The sequence below is a fragment of the Mesorhizobium sp. M0862 genome, from assembly GCF_040319795.1.
In the GTDB taxonomy this organism is placed as follows: domain Bacteria; phylum Pseudomonadota; class Alphaproteobacteria; order Rhizobiales; family Rhizobiaceae; genus Mesorhizobium.
Map to the genome: position 1 here is coordinate 317,618 of NZ_JAMYOJ010000003.1, position 14,457 is coordinate 332,074.

The window sequence follows — 14,457 nt, forward strand, 5'->3', positions numbered from 1 at the left end:
TTAACGGGAGCAAAAAATGATCCGTCACACCGTGGTTTTCACCCTGAAGCACCCGCAGTACTCGCTGGAGGAAAAGCGGTTCCTCTCCGATGCCAAGCGCATTCTCAGCGCAATCAAGGGCGTCACCCATTTCGAGCCGCTGCGGCAAGTCAGCCCGAAGAACGACTATCACTTCGGCTTCTCGATGGAGTTCGTCGATCAGGCCGCCTACACCAGATATAACGAGCATCCCGACCACGTTGCCTTCGTGCGCGACCGCTGGATCCCGGAAGTCGAAACCTTCATGGAAATCGACTATGTGCCGCTGACCCTGCTGGTTTAGAGGAACCTTAGTCCGAGACCTTCCACTGCTCGCGCGACTCGCTGGCGGGATAGACACCCAGAATGCGCACTTCGCGCGAGAAGAAGCGCAGTTCGTCCAGCGCCAGCTTGACCAGTGGGTCGTCGGGATGGCCCTCGATATCGGCGTAGAACAGCGTCGCGGTGAAGGCGCCCAACTGATAGCTCTCCAGCTTCGTCATGTTGACGCCGTTGGTGGCGAAACCGCCCATTGCCTTGTAGAGCGCAGCCGGCACGTTGCGGACACGGAACATGAAGGTCGTCATCATCTTGGTGTCGGCCGAGGGCCGTTCGGCCAATCGCTTGTCCTTGGTCAGCACGACAAAGCGGGTGACATTCGAATCCGTGTCCTCGACGTTCTTCTCGATGATGTCGAGGCCGTAGAGTTCTGCGGCTAGCGCCGGGGCGAGCGAGGCCATGGTGCGGTCCTTGAGCTCCGAGACCAGCTTCGCAGAGCCCGCCGTGTCGCCGGCGATCACCGGCTTCCAACCGTTCTTGCGGATGTATTTGCGGCACTGTCCCAGCGCATGGATATGGCTGTGCACGGTCTTGATCTCTTCGCGTTTGACGCCTGGCAGCACCATCAGCTGGAAGTGGATCGGCAGGAAATATTCGCCGACGATGTGGAGTTTCGATTCCGGCAAGAGATGATGGATGTCGGCGACGCGGCCGGCGATGGTGTTTTCAATCGGGATCATGGCGAGGTCGGCCTTGTTGGTCTCGACCGCGTTGAAGGCATCCTCGAAGGTGGGGCACGGCAACGGCTCCATCGAAGGGAACATGTTGCGGCTGGCGGTGTCGGAATTGGCGCCCGGTTCGCCCTGGAAGGCTATTCTGTTGGTCTTGTCAGGCATGCCGATATCTCAGGTTTGAAAGGATCTGCGGTGTCAGGAAAGGATTTGTCTTCTCAGCAAAGAATTTGTCTGGCGCGTTCGAGGTCTTCCGGCGTGTCGACGCCGAGCGGCAGCGATTGCACGATCTCGGCATCGATGCGCATACCGGCCTCCACCGCCCGCAACTGCTCCAGCCGCTCGCGCCGTTCGAGCGGCGACGGTTTTAGCGCGACGAAGCGTTCGAGGGCTGAGCGCCGATAGGCGTAGAGGCCGACATGGTGATAGAGCGGCCCCTCGCCCCAGGGCGCGGTGGCGCGGGTGAAATAGAGCGCCTTCAGCCGCGTCGCCGACAACGGCGAACCGACGATCTTGACGACGTTGGGGTTGGCCTTTTCCTCGTCGCGGACGATCTCGACGCCGAGCGTGGCGATGTCGACCGCAGCGTCCTCGAACGGTTTCAGCGCCGCACCGATGATCTTGGGATCGATGGTCGGCAGGTCGCCCTGCACATTGACGATGGTTTCGACCTTGCGATCGGGGTCGAGCGCGGTCAGCGCCTCGAAGATACGGTCGGAGCCGGATTCGTGGTCGGTGCGCGTCATCACCGCCTCGAAACCGTGCGCGCGCACCGCTTCGGCCACGTTGCGCGTGTCGGTTGCCACCACCACCCGGCCAAGCCCAGCCTCAGCGGCGCGGCGGGCGACATGGACGATCATCGGCGCGCCGGCTATGTCGGCCAGCGGCTTGCCCGGCAGGCGCGTCGAGGCCATGCGGGCCGGGATCAGGATGAGCGTGGACATCGAGGTTGCAAGGCGTTCGAAAGAGGATGGGGAAAGTGGCAAAAGGTCTCACTGGAAGCGCCCTTATAGGTGTTGCAACGCCCAAGCAAAAGACCTAGTTTCCGCCCGATTTGACCGGCTCGACGGGGTGGGTCACGATACCGACGGACGGAGTGGACGGAGAGGTCCGCCGGAAAAGGGAGCCCTGGGGCGTATGGATTCCAACGAAGTCAACAAACTGCTCGCCGGGTTGCTTGGAACCTGTTTCGTCGTCTTCTCGGTCGGTTTGGTGTCCGACGCCCTGTTTGCCTCGCCCGCGCCGGAAAAACCCGGCTTTGCCATCGAGGCGACGGAGCCTGCCGAAGGCGGCGCCGCCGGACCCGCGGCGGAGGCCAAGCCGATCGCCGACCTTTTGGCCACCGCCAATGTCGAGCAAGGTGCGGCCGTCTTTAAGAAATGCCAGGCCTGCCATTCCGGCGAAAAAGGCGGCCCCAACAAGGTCGGCCCGGATCTCTGGGACATCGTCGACCGCCCCGTCGCCGAGCATGAGGGCTTTGCCTATTCGGCCGGCATGAAAGAGTTTTCCAAGGGCGGCGCCGAGAAGTGGACCTATGACAATCTCAACCACTTCATCACCTCGCCGAAGAAATTCGTGAAGGGCACGGCGATGGGCTTTGCCGGCCTGCCGAAGGACGAGGACCGCGCCAACGTCATTGCCTATCTGCGCACGCTGTCGGATAGCCCGAAGCCGCTGCCGACGCCAGGTGCCGCCGCCGATGCAACGGCGCCGGCCAAGCCGGCCGAGGGTGCCGCTCCGGCCAAGCCGGCTGAAGGTGCAGCTCCCGCCCCTGCGACGCCGGCACCGGCGCCCGCCAAATAACCGAATTGTCATCTCCATGACCTCAAAAAAGCCGGGTTCAGCCCGGCTTTTTGTTAGGAAAATCGCATATGCGGCGACAAAGCCGCCGCATGGCGGTTTTCACCGGCGTCAAATCATTTAGGATTGCCGGGCATCGCGACGAGGAGAACGCATGACGGTTGGCCGAACGCTTCTGAGGTCCTTTCTGGTTGTGGGCGCCCTCGCAGGCGGCCTGCAGGCAGCCTTCCCCCAGGAATGGCACACCACCTCTTCGCTGATCGGCCCGTCCAAATATGGCGAGAACTTCCAGCGCTACGATTATGTGAATCCGGATGCACCGAAGGGCGGTACCTACAATTCGGTCGTTTCCGGCACGTTCGACAGCTTCAATCCCTATATCGTTCAGGGATCGCCGGCGGCCGGCCTGCAGCCATTTGGCGGCGGCCTGCTCTACGACACGCTCATGGATCAAGCGACTGACGAAGGCAGCGTCAGCCACCCGCTCATCGCCGATGCCTACAAGTACCCTACCGACTATTCCTCGGCCACCTACCGGCTCGACCCACGGGCGAAATGGCATGACGGACAGCGTATCACCACTGACGACGTGATCTGGTCGTTCCAGGTGCTGAAGGCCAACAGCCCGATGTACAGCCGCTATTTCGAAAACGTCACCGACGCCGTCGCTGTCTCGGACCGTGAGGTCGAGTTCCACTTCGACCAGAAGGGCAATCGCGAACTGCCCAAGATCCTCGGCGACCTTGTCGTGCTGCCCAAGCATTGGTGGGAAGGCACCGACGCCAATGGCAAGAAGCGCGACATCACCAAGGGGACGCTGGAGCCGCCGCTGGGCTCGGCTGCATACAAGATCGCCAGCTTCAAGGCGGGGTCGGAAATCGTCTGGCAGCGTGTCCCCGACTATTGGGGCGCCAAGCTGGCTGTGAAGATCGGCCGGGAGAATTTCGACACGCAGCACTTCACCTACATTCTTGACGACAACGCCTCCTGGGAGGCGTTCAAGAAAGGTGGCCTCGACGATATCAAGCCGGAAAACAGCTCGAAGCGCTGGGCGACATTTTATGATTTCGCGGCGATCAAGGCCGGCGATGTGATCAAGCAGGAGTTCAAGACCACCTCGCCCGAGCCGATGCAGGCTTTCATGCTCAACCAGAGACACAAGCTGTTTGCCGATCGTCTGGTCAGGGCCGCGCTCACCTATCCCTTCGATTTCGAATCGATGAACCGCACGCTGTTCTTCGGTTTCAACACCCGCACCCACAGTTATTTCCAAGGCACGGAACTGGCCTCGAGCGGCCTGCCGCAAGGCAAGGAGCTGGAGATCCTGGAGAAGTACCGCGACAAGCTGCCGCCGGAGCTGTTCACGCAGGAATTCAAGCTGCCGGTCTACGATTCGCCGCAGGCCGAGCGCAAATATCTGAAGCAGGCGGTCGACCTGTTCGCCCAGGCCGGCTGGGTGATCAAGGGCGGCAAGATGGTCAACGCCAAGACCGGCGAGCCATTCAAGTTTGAAATCCTAGGCTCGAATGAAACCGACCAGGTCATTTCCAGCCCCTGGATCGCCAATCTGCGCAAGATCGGCGTCGATGCGACACTGCGCATCGTCGACCCGAGCCAGTACACCAACCGCGTCAGAAATTTCGATTACGACGTCATCACAGGACAGCTCCAACAGTCGGAATCGCCCGGCAACGAGCAGCGCGATTTCTGGAGCTCCAAGGCCGCCGACACACCGGCATCGCGCAATTATTCCGGCATCAAGAACCCGGTCGTTGACGCCCTTGTCGACCGCATCATTTTTGCCACGGATCGCGATGACCTCGTCGCCACCACCCATGCGCTCGATCGCGTGCTGCTGTGGAATTACTATGTGGTGCCGCAATACTATCGCGCCGTTGTGTGGCTGGCTTACTGGAACAAGTTCGGCATCCCGGAAAAGCAGCCCGGCTACCGTGGCGCCGATATCGATTCCTGGTGGATCGATGCGGACAAGGAAAAGGCCCTGGCCGCCAAGTACAAGGGCAGCAATTGATGGCGGGGCTCCCTCGCCGCGATTTCCTGGCCCTCAGTGGCGCCGCGGCCGTTGCTGCGCTGCTGCCGGGCAAGGCTTTCGCCGCCAGCCCAACCGGCGTGAAACTGCATGGACTGTCGGCTTTCGGCGACCTCAAATACAAGCCGGACTTCACTCATTTCGACTATGTCAATGTCGATGCGCCGCAAGGTGGCATCTTCAACTTCCTGCCGCGCAACTGGCTTGCAAACCAGACGCCGCTGACCTTCAACACGCTGAATTCGTTCGTTCCCAAAGGCGATTCGCCCCAGCGTACGGAGATGTGCTTCGATTCACTGATGGTGAGAGCGTACGACGAACCTGACGCCGTTTACGGGCTGATCGCTGACGGCGTGACGATTTCCGACGACCGCAACGACTTCACCTTCTCGCTGCGCCCGCAGGCCCGCTTCCATGACAGCACGCCATTGACGGCAGAGGATGCCGCCTTCACCTTCAAGCTGCTCAAGGACAAGGGGCACCCGTACTATTCCCTGCCGCTAACGCATCTGGATGACGCGATTGCCGTGGATGCCCACACACTGCAGCTTAGGTTTTCCGGCAAGCAGACAAGCCGCACCATCCTCAACGTGGTCGAGTTCCCCGTCCTGTCGAAGGCGTTCTACACGGCCAACCCGTTCAATTCCTCGCAGATGAACCCGCCGTTGGGGTCAGCCGCCTACAAGGTCGGTCGCTGGTCGGCAGGGGCCTGGATCGAATATGAGCGTGTGGCTGATTATTGGGGCAACGACCTGCCGGTCAATCGCGGCCAGAACAATTTTCAGCGGATCCGCGTTGAGTTCTATCAGGACCGTAGCGTTGCCTTCGAAGCGTTCAAGAAGGGAGAAATCCTCTACAGGGAGGAATTCACCTCGCGCGTCTGGGCGACCGGCTACGACTTCCCAGCCTTCACTGCCGGCAAGGTGGTGAAGCACGAATTCCCGGCCGAAACGGTGCCTTCGATGCAGGGCACCGCCGTCAACCAGCGGCGCGAGCAGTTTCGCGACTCGCGCGTGCGGCAGGCGATCGGGCTCTGCTTCGACTTCGAATGGACGCGGCGCAATTTCTTCTACGGTTCCTATGAGCGCTCGCAATCCTGCTTCGAGAAATCCGAATTTCGCGCCGAGGGCAGACCGTCGCCACAAGAATTGGCTCTTCTTGAGCCGCTGCGTGAGCAGATTCCCGCCGAGGCTTTTGGCGAAGCCGTGATCCAGGACGCGTCGAACGGCTCCGGCCGCGACCGGCAGTTGCTTGGCAAGGCGGCCAAGCTTCTGGCCGAGGCCGGCTGGAAACGGTCCGGCAATTTCGTCGTGAACGACAAGGGTGGTCGGTTGTCCGCAGAGTTTCTTGTCGACGACGAAGTCTTCGAACAGGTCTACTCGCCCTGGGTCGAAAACATGAAGGCGGTCGGCATCGATGCCTCGATCCGGCTGGTGGATGCCGCGCAATATCAGCTGCGGCAGAATTCGTTCGACTACGACCTCGTCTCGGTCGCGGCCTCGTTTCCGGCGACGCCAACCCGTGATGACCTCGAAACCATTTTCCATTCGCGAGCAGCTACCGTATCGGGCTCTCGCAATCTGCCGGGAACGTCGAGCCCGGCCATCGACGCCCTGGTTGACGCCGCAGGTGCCGCCGAGGGTCGCGAAAGCCTGACAATTGCCATGCGCGCGCTCGACCGGGTCTTGCGTGCACGGAGGGATTGGATTCCAAGTTGGTTCCTGGCGAATCATCGAAGCGCCTATTGGGACATGTTCGGTTTTCCCGAGCGGAAACCCGATTTCGACTTCCCGGTCGAAGCGCTGTGGTGGGTCGACAAGGGCAAGGCGGCAAAAATTGGCAAAGGGTAGGCTGTTGCGCGGCACTTTACCCTCCCCCTCGTGGGGAGGGTCGGTGAGCACTTCGTGCGCAGCACGAATGGCGAACCGGGGTGGCGGTGTGACGGCGTACGCCGGATCGAGACTACCCCCACCCCGCTCCGCTTCGCGAATCGACCCTCCCCACAAGGGGGAGGGTGAAAGCTGATGGGCGCCTACATACTGCGCCGTATCCTGCTGATGATACCGACCCTGTTCGGCATCATGGCGGTTGCTTTCGTCGTCACTCAATTCGCACCGGGTGGACCGGTCGAGCAGGTCATTGCCAGCCTGACCAACCAGGGCGGCAACGATCGGCTCGGCAGTGGCGGCGGCGATGCAGGAGGTGGCGGCAATTTCGATGTGGCCGGCGATGTCGGTTCGAAGTACCGCGGCGCGCAAGGGCTCGATCCTGAATTCATCAAGAAGCTGGAAAAGCAGTTCGGCTTCGACAAACCGCCTCTCGAACGCTTCGGCATGATGCTGTGGAACTACGCGCGCTTCGATTTCGGCGACAGCTATTTCCGTGACATTTCGGTACTCAACCTGATCCTGGAGAAGATGCCGGTTTCAATCTCGCTCGGGCTGTGGATCACGCTGCTCTCCTATCTGATTTCGATTCCCCTTGGCATCCGCAAAGCGGTCAAGGACGGCTCCGCCTTCGACATCTGGACCAGCGGCGTGATCATCGTCGGCTATGCCATACCGGCCTTCCTGTTCGGCATATTGCTGATGGTGCTTTTCGCCGGCGGCTCGTTCTGGGACTGGTTCCCACTGCGCGGCATCGTCTCCGACAATTGGGACCAATTGTCGTGGCCCGACAAGATCGTCGATTATTTCTGGCACATGACCTTGCCGCTGACGGCGCTGGTGCTGTCGGCCTTCGCGACGACGACGCTGCTGACCAAGAACTCCTTCCTGGAAGAGATACGCAAACAGTATGTGGTGACGGCCCGTGCCAAGGGCCTGTCGGAGCGGCGGGTGCTTTACGGACATGTGTTCCGCAACGCAATGCTGATCGTCATTGCCGGCTTTCCAGCGGCCTTCATCTCGGCCTTCTTCACCGGCTCGCTTTTGATCGAGAACATCTTTTCCCTCGACGGTCTCGGGCTGCTCGGTTTCAGGTCCGTGTTGGCGCGCGACTATCCGGTCGTGTTCGCCAACCTCTATATATTTTCGCTGCTTGGTTTGTTCGTGACGCTGTTGTCCGACCTGATCTACACATGGGTCGATCCGCGCATCGATTTCGAGCGGAGAGACGTCTGATGACGCAGGCTGCAGCCGAGATCACACCGACAAGGATCGCCCGCCCCTGGCTGTCGCCGCTCAACAAGCGGCGCTGGCAGAACTTCAAGGCCAACCGGCGCGGCTACTGGTCGTTGTGGATATTCCTCGCTCTGTTCGTGCTGTCGCTGTTTGCCGAACTGATCGCCAACGACAGGCCGATCGTCGCCTACTACAAAGGCGAGATCCTGTTCCCGGTGGCGGTCGCCTACCCCGAGGAAAAATTCGGCGGCTTCTACGCCGTCACCGACTATCGCGACCCGGTCATCCGCGACGAGATCAACGCCAATGGCTGGATGATCTGGCCGCCAATCCGCTATTCCTACCGCACCGTCAACAATGCGATCCCCGACGCCGCTCCCGCAAAACCGTCATGGGAATACGACGCGCAGAGGCGATGCAGCCAATATCCGCAAGGCGCTGCCGATCCTGACTGCATTGTCGGCAACTGGAACTGGCTGGGTACCGATGACCAGGCGCGCGACGTGCTGGCGCGCATCATCTACGGGTTTAGGATTTCCGTGCTGTTCGGGTTGATCCTGACTGCGGGTTCGTCGGTTATCGGCGTCGCCGCCGGCGCGCTGCAAGGGTATTTCGGCGGCTGGACCGACCTTCTCTTTCAACGCTTCATAGAAATCTGGTCGGCGATACCGCTGCTGTATCTGCTGCTGATCGTCGCCGCCATCCTGCCGCCGGGCTTCTTCATCCTGCTCGGGCTGATGCTGCTGTTCTCCTGGACGTCGCTTGTCAGCGTGGTGCGCGCCGAATTCCTGCGCGCACGCAACTTCGAATATGTCAACGCGGCCCGCGCGCTTGGTGTGTCCAACCGCACCATCATGCTGCGCCATCTTCTGCCTAATGCCATGGTGGCGACGCTGACCTTCATGCCTTTCCTGGTCAGCGCCTCGATCTCGACACTGACCTCGCTCGACTATCTCGGCTTCGGCCTGCCGCCCGGCACCGCGTCGCTCGGTGAACTGCTAAAACAGGCGCAGAGTAACCTCAATGCCCCCTGGCTCGGTATATCGGGCTTCATCGTCATCTCGCTGATGCTGTCGCTGTTGGTGTTCATCGGTGAAGCAACGCGCGATGCCTTCGACCCGCGCAAGGCGTTCCGATGAGCGAACTCCTGCTCTCCGTCCGCGATCTCAGCGTTGCCTTCACCCAAGGCGGCAACGAGTCGACCGCCGTCGACCACATCTCCTTCGACCTCGCCAAGGGCGAGACGGTGGCGCTTGTGGGCGAATCCGGTTCCGGCAAATCGGTCTCGGCGCTGTCGGTGCTGAAGCTTCTGCCCTACCCGACGGCCAGCCATCCCTCGGGCAAGATCCTGTTCCAGGGCGCCGACCTTTTGGCGATGAACGAAAAGCAGTTGCGCAGCGTGCGCGGCAACAAGATCACCATGATCTTCCAGGAGCCGATGACCTCGCTCAATCCGCTGCACACGATCGAGCAGCAGATCGTCGAGATCCTGGCGCTGCACCAGGGCATGGGCGACCGCCAGGCCAAGGCGCGCACGCTGGCGCTGCTCAACGAGGTCGGCATACGCGAACCGGAGAAGCGGCTCGACGCCTATCCGCACCAGCTGTCCGGCGGCCAACGCCAGCGCGTCATGATCGCCATGGCGCTGGCCAACGAGCCTGAACTGCTGATCGCCGACGAACCGACGACGGCGCTCGACGTCACTGTCCAGGCGCAGATCCTCGAATTGCTGGCGGGGCTGAAGAGCCGCAAGGGCATGTCAATGCTGTTCATCACCCATGATCTCGGCATCCTCCGCAAGATCGCCGACCGCGTCTGCGTGATGACCAAGGGCAAGATCGTCGAGACCGGACCGACGAAGGACATCTTCGCCAACCCGCAACACGCCTATACCAAGCACCTGTTGGCCGCCGAGCCGAAAGGCAAGCCGCCGGCCGCCAACGACGCCGCCAAGCCTGTGATGACCGGCAAGGACATCAAGGTTTGGTTCCCGATAAAAAAGGGTTTCTTTCGCACCACCGTCGACAATGTGAAGGCGGTGGACGGCATCGACGTCACCGTGCGCGCCGGCCAGACCCTCGGCGTTGTCGGCGAATCCGGCTCCGGCAAGACGACGCTCGGCCTGGCGCTGGCGCGGATGATCTCATCGACCGGCACCATCCAGTTCAACGGCAGCGACATCGACCAACTTTCCTTCAACGCCATGCGGCCGCTGCGCCGCGAGTTGCAGATCGTTTTCCAGGACCCGTTCGGCTCGCTCAGCCCGCGCATGTCGGTCTCGGAGATCATCGAGGAAGGCTTGAAGATCCACGAGCCGAAGCTGTCGCCCGACCAACGCGACGACAAGGTCGTCGCCGTGCTGAAGGAGGTCGGGCTCGATCCGGCGACCAGGAACCGCTATCCGCATGAATTTTCCGGCGGCCAGCGCCAGCGCGTCGCCATTGCGCGCGCCATGGTGCTCAATCCACGCTTCGTCATGCTGGACGAACCGACCTCGGCGCTCGACATGAGCGTGCAGGCGCAAGTGGTCGACCTCTTACGCAATCTGCAGGCCAGGCACGACCTTGCCTATCTGTTCATCAGCCACGATCTGAAAGTCATTCGCGCCCTTGCCAATGACGTCATCGTCATGCGCAATGGCAAGATCGTCGAAGCCGGCCCTTCCGAACAGATTTTCGAGCGGCCGCAGACCGACTATACGAAGGCGCTGATCTCGGCCGCGTTCAAGATCGAGACGGCGCCGGTCGGTATCGTCAGCGAATAACAGGGAATACAATCCGCAAATGGAAAAAGGCAAAATCCTGCTTGCCGTCACCGGCTTTCATCCGCAGCGCTGGCGCGAGCTGCTGTCGGCCGAGCGCGAAGTGGTGCTGGAGCCGGACGGCGCTTCGGATCCGTCGATCACCTATGCGGTGGTGTGGAAGCAGAAGCCGAACCTACTGAAATCGCTGCCCAATCTGCGCGCAATCTTCTCGATCGGCGCCGGCGTCGACCACATCTTCGCCGATCCCGGCCTGCCCGATGTGCCGATCGTCAAAGTGGTCGCCGAGAACCTGACGCAGTACATGACCGAATATGTCGTCTGGCGCGTGCTCGACCATCACCGCCAGGGCATGCTCTATCGTGCGCAGCAGCCGAAGAAGACCTGGCACGAACCGCCGCAGCGGCCGGCCGGTGACATCTCGGTCGGCATTATGGGGCTCGGCAATCTCGGCCGCGCGGCGGCATCGGTGCTGTTGTCGCTCGGCTTTGCCGTCAATGGCTGGTCGCGGAGCGACAAGGCCATGAAAGGCGTTGCGACCTATGCCGGAGAGGCCGGGCTGATCCCCTTCCTCAACGCCACCGACATACTGGTGGTGCTGTTGCCGCTGACGCCGGACACGCACGGCATCATCAATTACGGCGTGCTGAAGGAATTGCGCAAGCGAAACGGCCTCGGCGGCTCGGTGCTGATCAATGCCGGGCGCGGCCGGCTGCAGAAGGACGCCGACATCTTGCGAGCGCTGGACGACGGCACGCTGAAGGAGGCGAGCCTCGACGTGTTCGAGGTCGAGCCGCTGCCGAAGACCAGTCCGCTTTGGAGTCACCCGAAAGTGTTCGTGACGCCGCACGCGGCGGCGACCTCCGACCCTGTCCACCTGGCGCCGAGCATGTTGCGGCAGATGGATGCCTTCGAGCGCGGCGAAAAGCTTGATAACGTGGTCGACCGCAAGGCGGGGTACTGAGGAAGTTCAGGTTCAGCTCGGCAGGGTGAACTTCTTCTGTTTGTTGGGCTTGCCGCAGTCGCGGCGGACGATCGAGCGGTTCATGGCGTCGATCTTGCCACTTGCCAGATCAGTATCGCGCTTGCTTTTGGAGCGCATATCCGGCGTGAACGGGCCGAAGCCCATCGCCGGATTGGAGAAGCTCGGCTTGGCGTCCGTCGACAGATGGTATTGCTGCGCCAGTTCGTTGCGCTGCGCCAGCAACTGGTCGCAAGGCACGTTGTCATATTGCAGCGACGATTGTACGTCCTGGTCCTGCCGCTCCGACATCGAGCTGCTGCAGCCGGCCATCGCCAGGCAGGACGCCAAGACCATCATGTTCCAGCGCATGTGTTCCTCCTCAATGCCTGCCGAGGGCTTTTCTCGGCTTGTATCCTACCTGATGCCGCGCGAGCCGCAAAAATCCTATTCACGTTTTCGAACAAGACGAGACATCAACCCTTGGACGAGGGCACCGCCAGCGCGGCAAGCCCGCCGACCGGCTGGCGGCGATCCCAGCGGATGACGGTCGGCTGCATCGACAGCACCGACAGGCCGTTTGCGGCAAGCACCCGCTCGACATAGGCTTGAGAATGGGCGTAGCGACGAGACGGCTGCAGCGCAAAACCGGCGTCGCCGCCCGCCCCGCCCTTGGCTGGCGTTTCGACGGAAAAGGCAAACAGGCCATTGGTGGCCAGAATGCCGGCGACGGTCTTCACCACGCGATCGAGCGCGCCGACATAGATGAACACGTCGGCCGCCACCACCAGATCGGCTTTCGGCCCGGCATAGGCAAAATGCTGCAGATCGGCCTTGGCGAGCAGGTCGTAGACGCCCTTGGAGCGGGCCTTTTTCAGCATGGCGGCGGAGATATCGTAGCCCTCCAGCCGTTCGGCGACCGGCCGCAGTTTCTCGCCCATCAGACCGGTGCCGCAACCGAGATCGAGCGCCAGCGAAAAGCGGCCCGGTCTTGCCGCGCGAATGGCGCGATCGAGAAACTCCGGCAGCCGGTAGCCGAGCTTGTCGACCAGCGAGTCCTCGAAAGTCTCGGCATAGTGGTCGAACAGCGTCTCGACGAAGGCGCTGGGTGGCGCTGCGGCAGCCGGCGCCTTGCCGATGAGTTGCAGCTTCAGCGCAGCACCCAGGCGATCCGCCGGGTCCAGTTTCAGCGCCGTCGCCCAGGCTTGAGCCGCCACGTCGAGCCGCTCGGCTGTCTCCTGCATCTCGCCAAGACGGAACCAGCCCGCCGCCCATTGCGGCGCCAGTTCCAGCGCGCCGAGCAGCAGCTCCGCCGCTGCCGCGTGCTCGCCCGAGCCGAAAAGCATCTCGGCATAGTCGGCGCGACGGTCGGCGGTCAGGTCGCCGGACGAGATTTTCAGCGGTTGCATGGCGATGGCCCCGCCGGCTGATGCGGCCGGTGGCTGGCTGTAGGCCGAGTCAGCAGTCTCTTGCAACAGGCTTCCCGCGCTGGAATTAGCCACTATCTTGACTGGATGCGCGCCAGCGACCTGCTCCATCCCCGGCCTGAAGGCCTTTATTGCCCATCCGGCGATTTCTTCATCGACCCGGTGCGGCCAGTCGACCGGGCGTTGATCACGCATGGCCATTCCGACCATGCCCGATCCGGCCATCGTTCGGTGCTGGCGACGCAGCAGACGCTCGACATTATGGGGTTGCGTTATGGCGAGGATTTTGCCGGGACAACGCAAGCGGCCGTGCTTGGCGAAGCGATGGCGCTGAACAATGTCAGCGTCACCTTCCATCCGGCCGGCCATGTGCTGGGCTCGGCGCAGATCGCGGTCGAGCACAAGGGCAGGCGCATCGTCGCCTCCGGCGACTACAAGCGCCAGAAGGACGCGACCTGCGCACCGTTCGAACCGGTCCAATGCGACGTCTTCATCACCGAGGCGACCTTCGGCCTGCCGGTGTTTCACCATCCGCCCGACACGGAGGAGATCGCCCGGCTGCTCAAATCGGCGGCGCAGTTTCCCGAGCGATCGCATCTGGTCGGCGCCTATGCGCTGGGCAAGGCACAGCGGGTGATGCGGCTGCTGCGCGATGCCGGTTATGACAGGCCGATCTATATCCACGGCGCGCTGGCCAAGCTCAGCGAATATTACCAGAGCCAGGGCATCGACCTCGGCACGCTGGAGCCGGCAACCGTCGACAGCGGCGGCAAGCAGGATTTCACCGGGGCCATCGTTGTCGGCCCTCCATCGGCCTTCGCCGACCGCTGGGCGCGGCGCTTTCCCGACCCGATCTCATGCTTCGCCTCGGGCTGGATGCGCATCCGCCAGCGCGCCAAGCAAGGCGGCGTCGAACTGCCGCTGATCATTTCCGACCATGCCGACTGGGATGAACTGACCGCTACCGTCAAGGAGACGGGCGCCGGCGAAATCTGGGTGACGCACGGCCGCGAGGAAGCGCTGGTGCGCTGGTGCGAGCTGGAAGGCATCGCCGCCAGGCCACTGCACCTGGTGGGATATGAGGACGAGGGCGATTGATGGTGATTTTTGATCCAGAAATCGCCGGCGCGGCGATCCTTCCCACCCCCCTCTGGCCTGCCGGCCATCTCCCCCGCAAGGGGGGAGATCAGATGTCACCTCCGCTTTCGCCAATCGCCAACCTCGCAAGATGGGCGGCAAGATCAAGGCTGCCAATCTCCCCCCTTGCAGGGGAGATGTCCAGCAGGACAGAGGGGGGTGCGCCAGAAC

General features: G+C 62.1%; 13 protein-coding genes. 9 read left to right on the forward strand and 4 right to left on the reverse strand.

Features of this window, described 5'->3' with window-relative positions:
* The first annotated feature begins 16 nt into the window (after positions 1-16).
* Positions 17-322: a Dabb family protein gene (locus NKI15_RS06525; RefSeq protein ID WP_023669515.1), complete on the forward strand. Its 306-nt coding sequence runs from the start codon at positions 17-19 to the stop codon at positions 320-322.
* Between the two features lie 7 nt (positions 323-329).
* Here NKI15_RS06525 and NKI15_RS06530 read toward each other — a convergent pair whose 3' ends face one another.
* Both NKI15_RS06530 and NKI15_RS06535 read right to left on the reverse strand, forming a co-directional pair.
* Complete coding sequence (locus tag NKI15_RS06530) at positions 330-1,193, reverse strand: prephenate dehydratase (RefSeq protein ID WP_352514514.1); 864 nt, start codon at positions 1,191-1,193, stop codon at positions 330-332.
* 53 nt (positions 1,194-1,246) lie between these two features.
* Positions 1,247-1,972 (reverse strand): 3-deoxy-manno-octulosonate cytidylyltransferase, encoded by a 726-nt coding sequence (locus NKI15_RS06535; protein WP_023712584.1) that lies wholly within the window; start codon positions 1,970-1,972, stop codon positions 1,247-1,249.
* A gap of 193 nt (positions 1,973-2,165) precedes the next feature.
* Here NKI15_RS06535 and NKI15_RS06540 point away from each other — a divergent pair, with 193 nt between their 5' ends.
* From NKI15_RS06540 to NKI15_RS06570, 7 genes are all read left to right on the forward strand, one after another.
* Positions 2,166-2,831 carry a c-type cytochrome gene (locus NKI15_RS06540; protein ID WP_023669512.1) on the forward strand — a complete coding sequence of 222 codons (666 nt, stop codon included), beginning with the start codon at positions 2,166-2,168 and terminating at the stop codon, positions 2,829-2,831.
* Between the two features lie 151 nt (positions 2,832-2,982).
* A complete protein-coding gene (locus NKI15_RS06545) occupies positions 2,983-4,860 on the forward strand; it encodes an extracellular solute-binding protein (RefSeq protein ID WP_352514513.1) in 1,878 nt (625 codons plus the stop codon).
* Positions 4,860-6,728 carry an extracellular solute-binding protein gene (locus tag NKI15_RS06550; protein ID WP_352514512.1) on the forward strand — a complete coding sequence of 623 codons (1,869 nt, stop codon included), beginning with the start codon at positions 4,860-4,862 and terminating at the stop codon, positions 6,726-6,728. The genes NKI15_RS06545 and NKI15_RS06550 overlap by 1 nt, the downstream gene beginning before the upstream one ends.
* Before the next feature lie 174 nt (positions 6,729-6,902).
* Positions 6,903-8,000, forward strand: a complete 1,098-nt coding sequence (locus tag NKI15_RS06555; RefSeq protein ID WP_023688770.1) for a microcin C ABC transporter permease YejB — start codon at positions 6,903-6,905, stop codon at positions 7,998-8,000.
* Positions 8,000-9,139 carry an ABC transporter permease gene (locus tag NKI15_RS06560; protein ID WP_023682037.1) on the forward strand — a complete coding sequence of 380 codons (1,140 nt, stop codon included), beginning with the start codon at positions 8,000-8,002 and terminating at the stop codon, positions 9,137-9,139. The genes NKI15_RS06555 and NKI15_RS06560 overlap by 1 nt, the downstream gene beginning before the upstream one ends.
* On the forward strand, positions 9,136-10,764 hold the full coding sequence (locus tag NKI15_RS06565) for an ABC transporter ATP-binding protein (protein ID WP_352885834.1): 1,629 nt from the start codon (positions 9,136-9,138) through the stop codon (positions 10,762-10,764). The genes NKI15_RS06560 and NKI15_RS06565 overlap by 4 nt, the downstream gene beginning before the upstream one ends.
* 19 nt (positions 10,765-10,783) lie before the next feature.
* Positions 10,784-11,725 carry a 2-hydroxyacid dehydrogenase gene (locus NKI15_RS06570; RefSeq protein WP_023696755.1) on the forward strand — a complete coding sequence of 314 codons (942 nt, stop codon included), beginning with the start codon at positions 10,784-10,786 and terminating at the stop codon, positions 11,723-11,725.
* Positions 11,726-11,737: 12 nt separating this feature from the next.
* On the opposite strand, the gene NKI15_RS06575 is transcribed toward NKI15_RS06570, so the two are convergent.
* Together NKI15_RS06575 and NKI15_RS06580 are read right to left on the reverse strand one after the other, a co-directional pair.
* Entirely contained in the window at positions 11,738-12,094 is a 357-nt protein-coding gene (locus tag NKI15_RS06575) for a hypothetical protein (protein ID WP_023725789.1), read from the reverse strand.
* Between the two features lie 104 nt (positions 12,095-12,198).
* Entirely contained in the window at positions 12,199-13,131 is a 933-nt protein-coding gene (locus tag NKI15_RS06580) for a class I SAM-dependent DNA methyltransferase (protein WP_023725790.1), read from the reverse strand.
* 105 nt (positions 13,132-13,236) lie between these two features.
* Here NKI15_RS06580 and NKI15_RS06585 point away from each other — a divergent pair, with 105 nt between their 5' ends.
* On the forward strand, positions 13,237-14,247 hold the full coding sequence (locus NKI15_RS06585) for a ligase-associated DNA damage response exonuclease (protein ID WP_023725791.1): 1,011 nt from the start codon (positions 13,237-13,239) through the stop codon (positions 14,245-14,247).
* Positions 14,248-14,457: the final 210 nt, after the last annotated feature.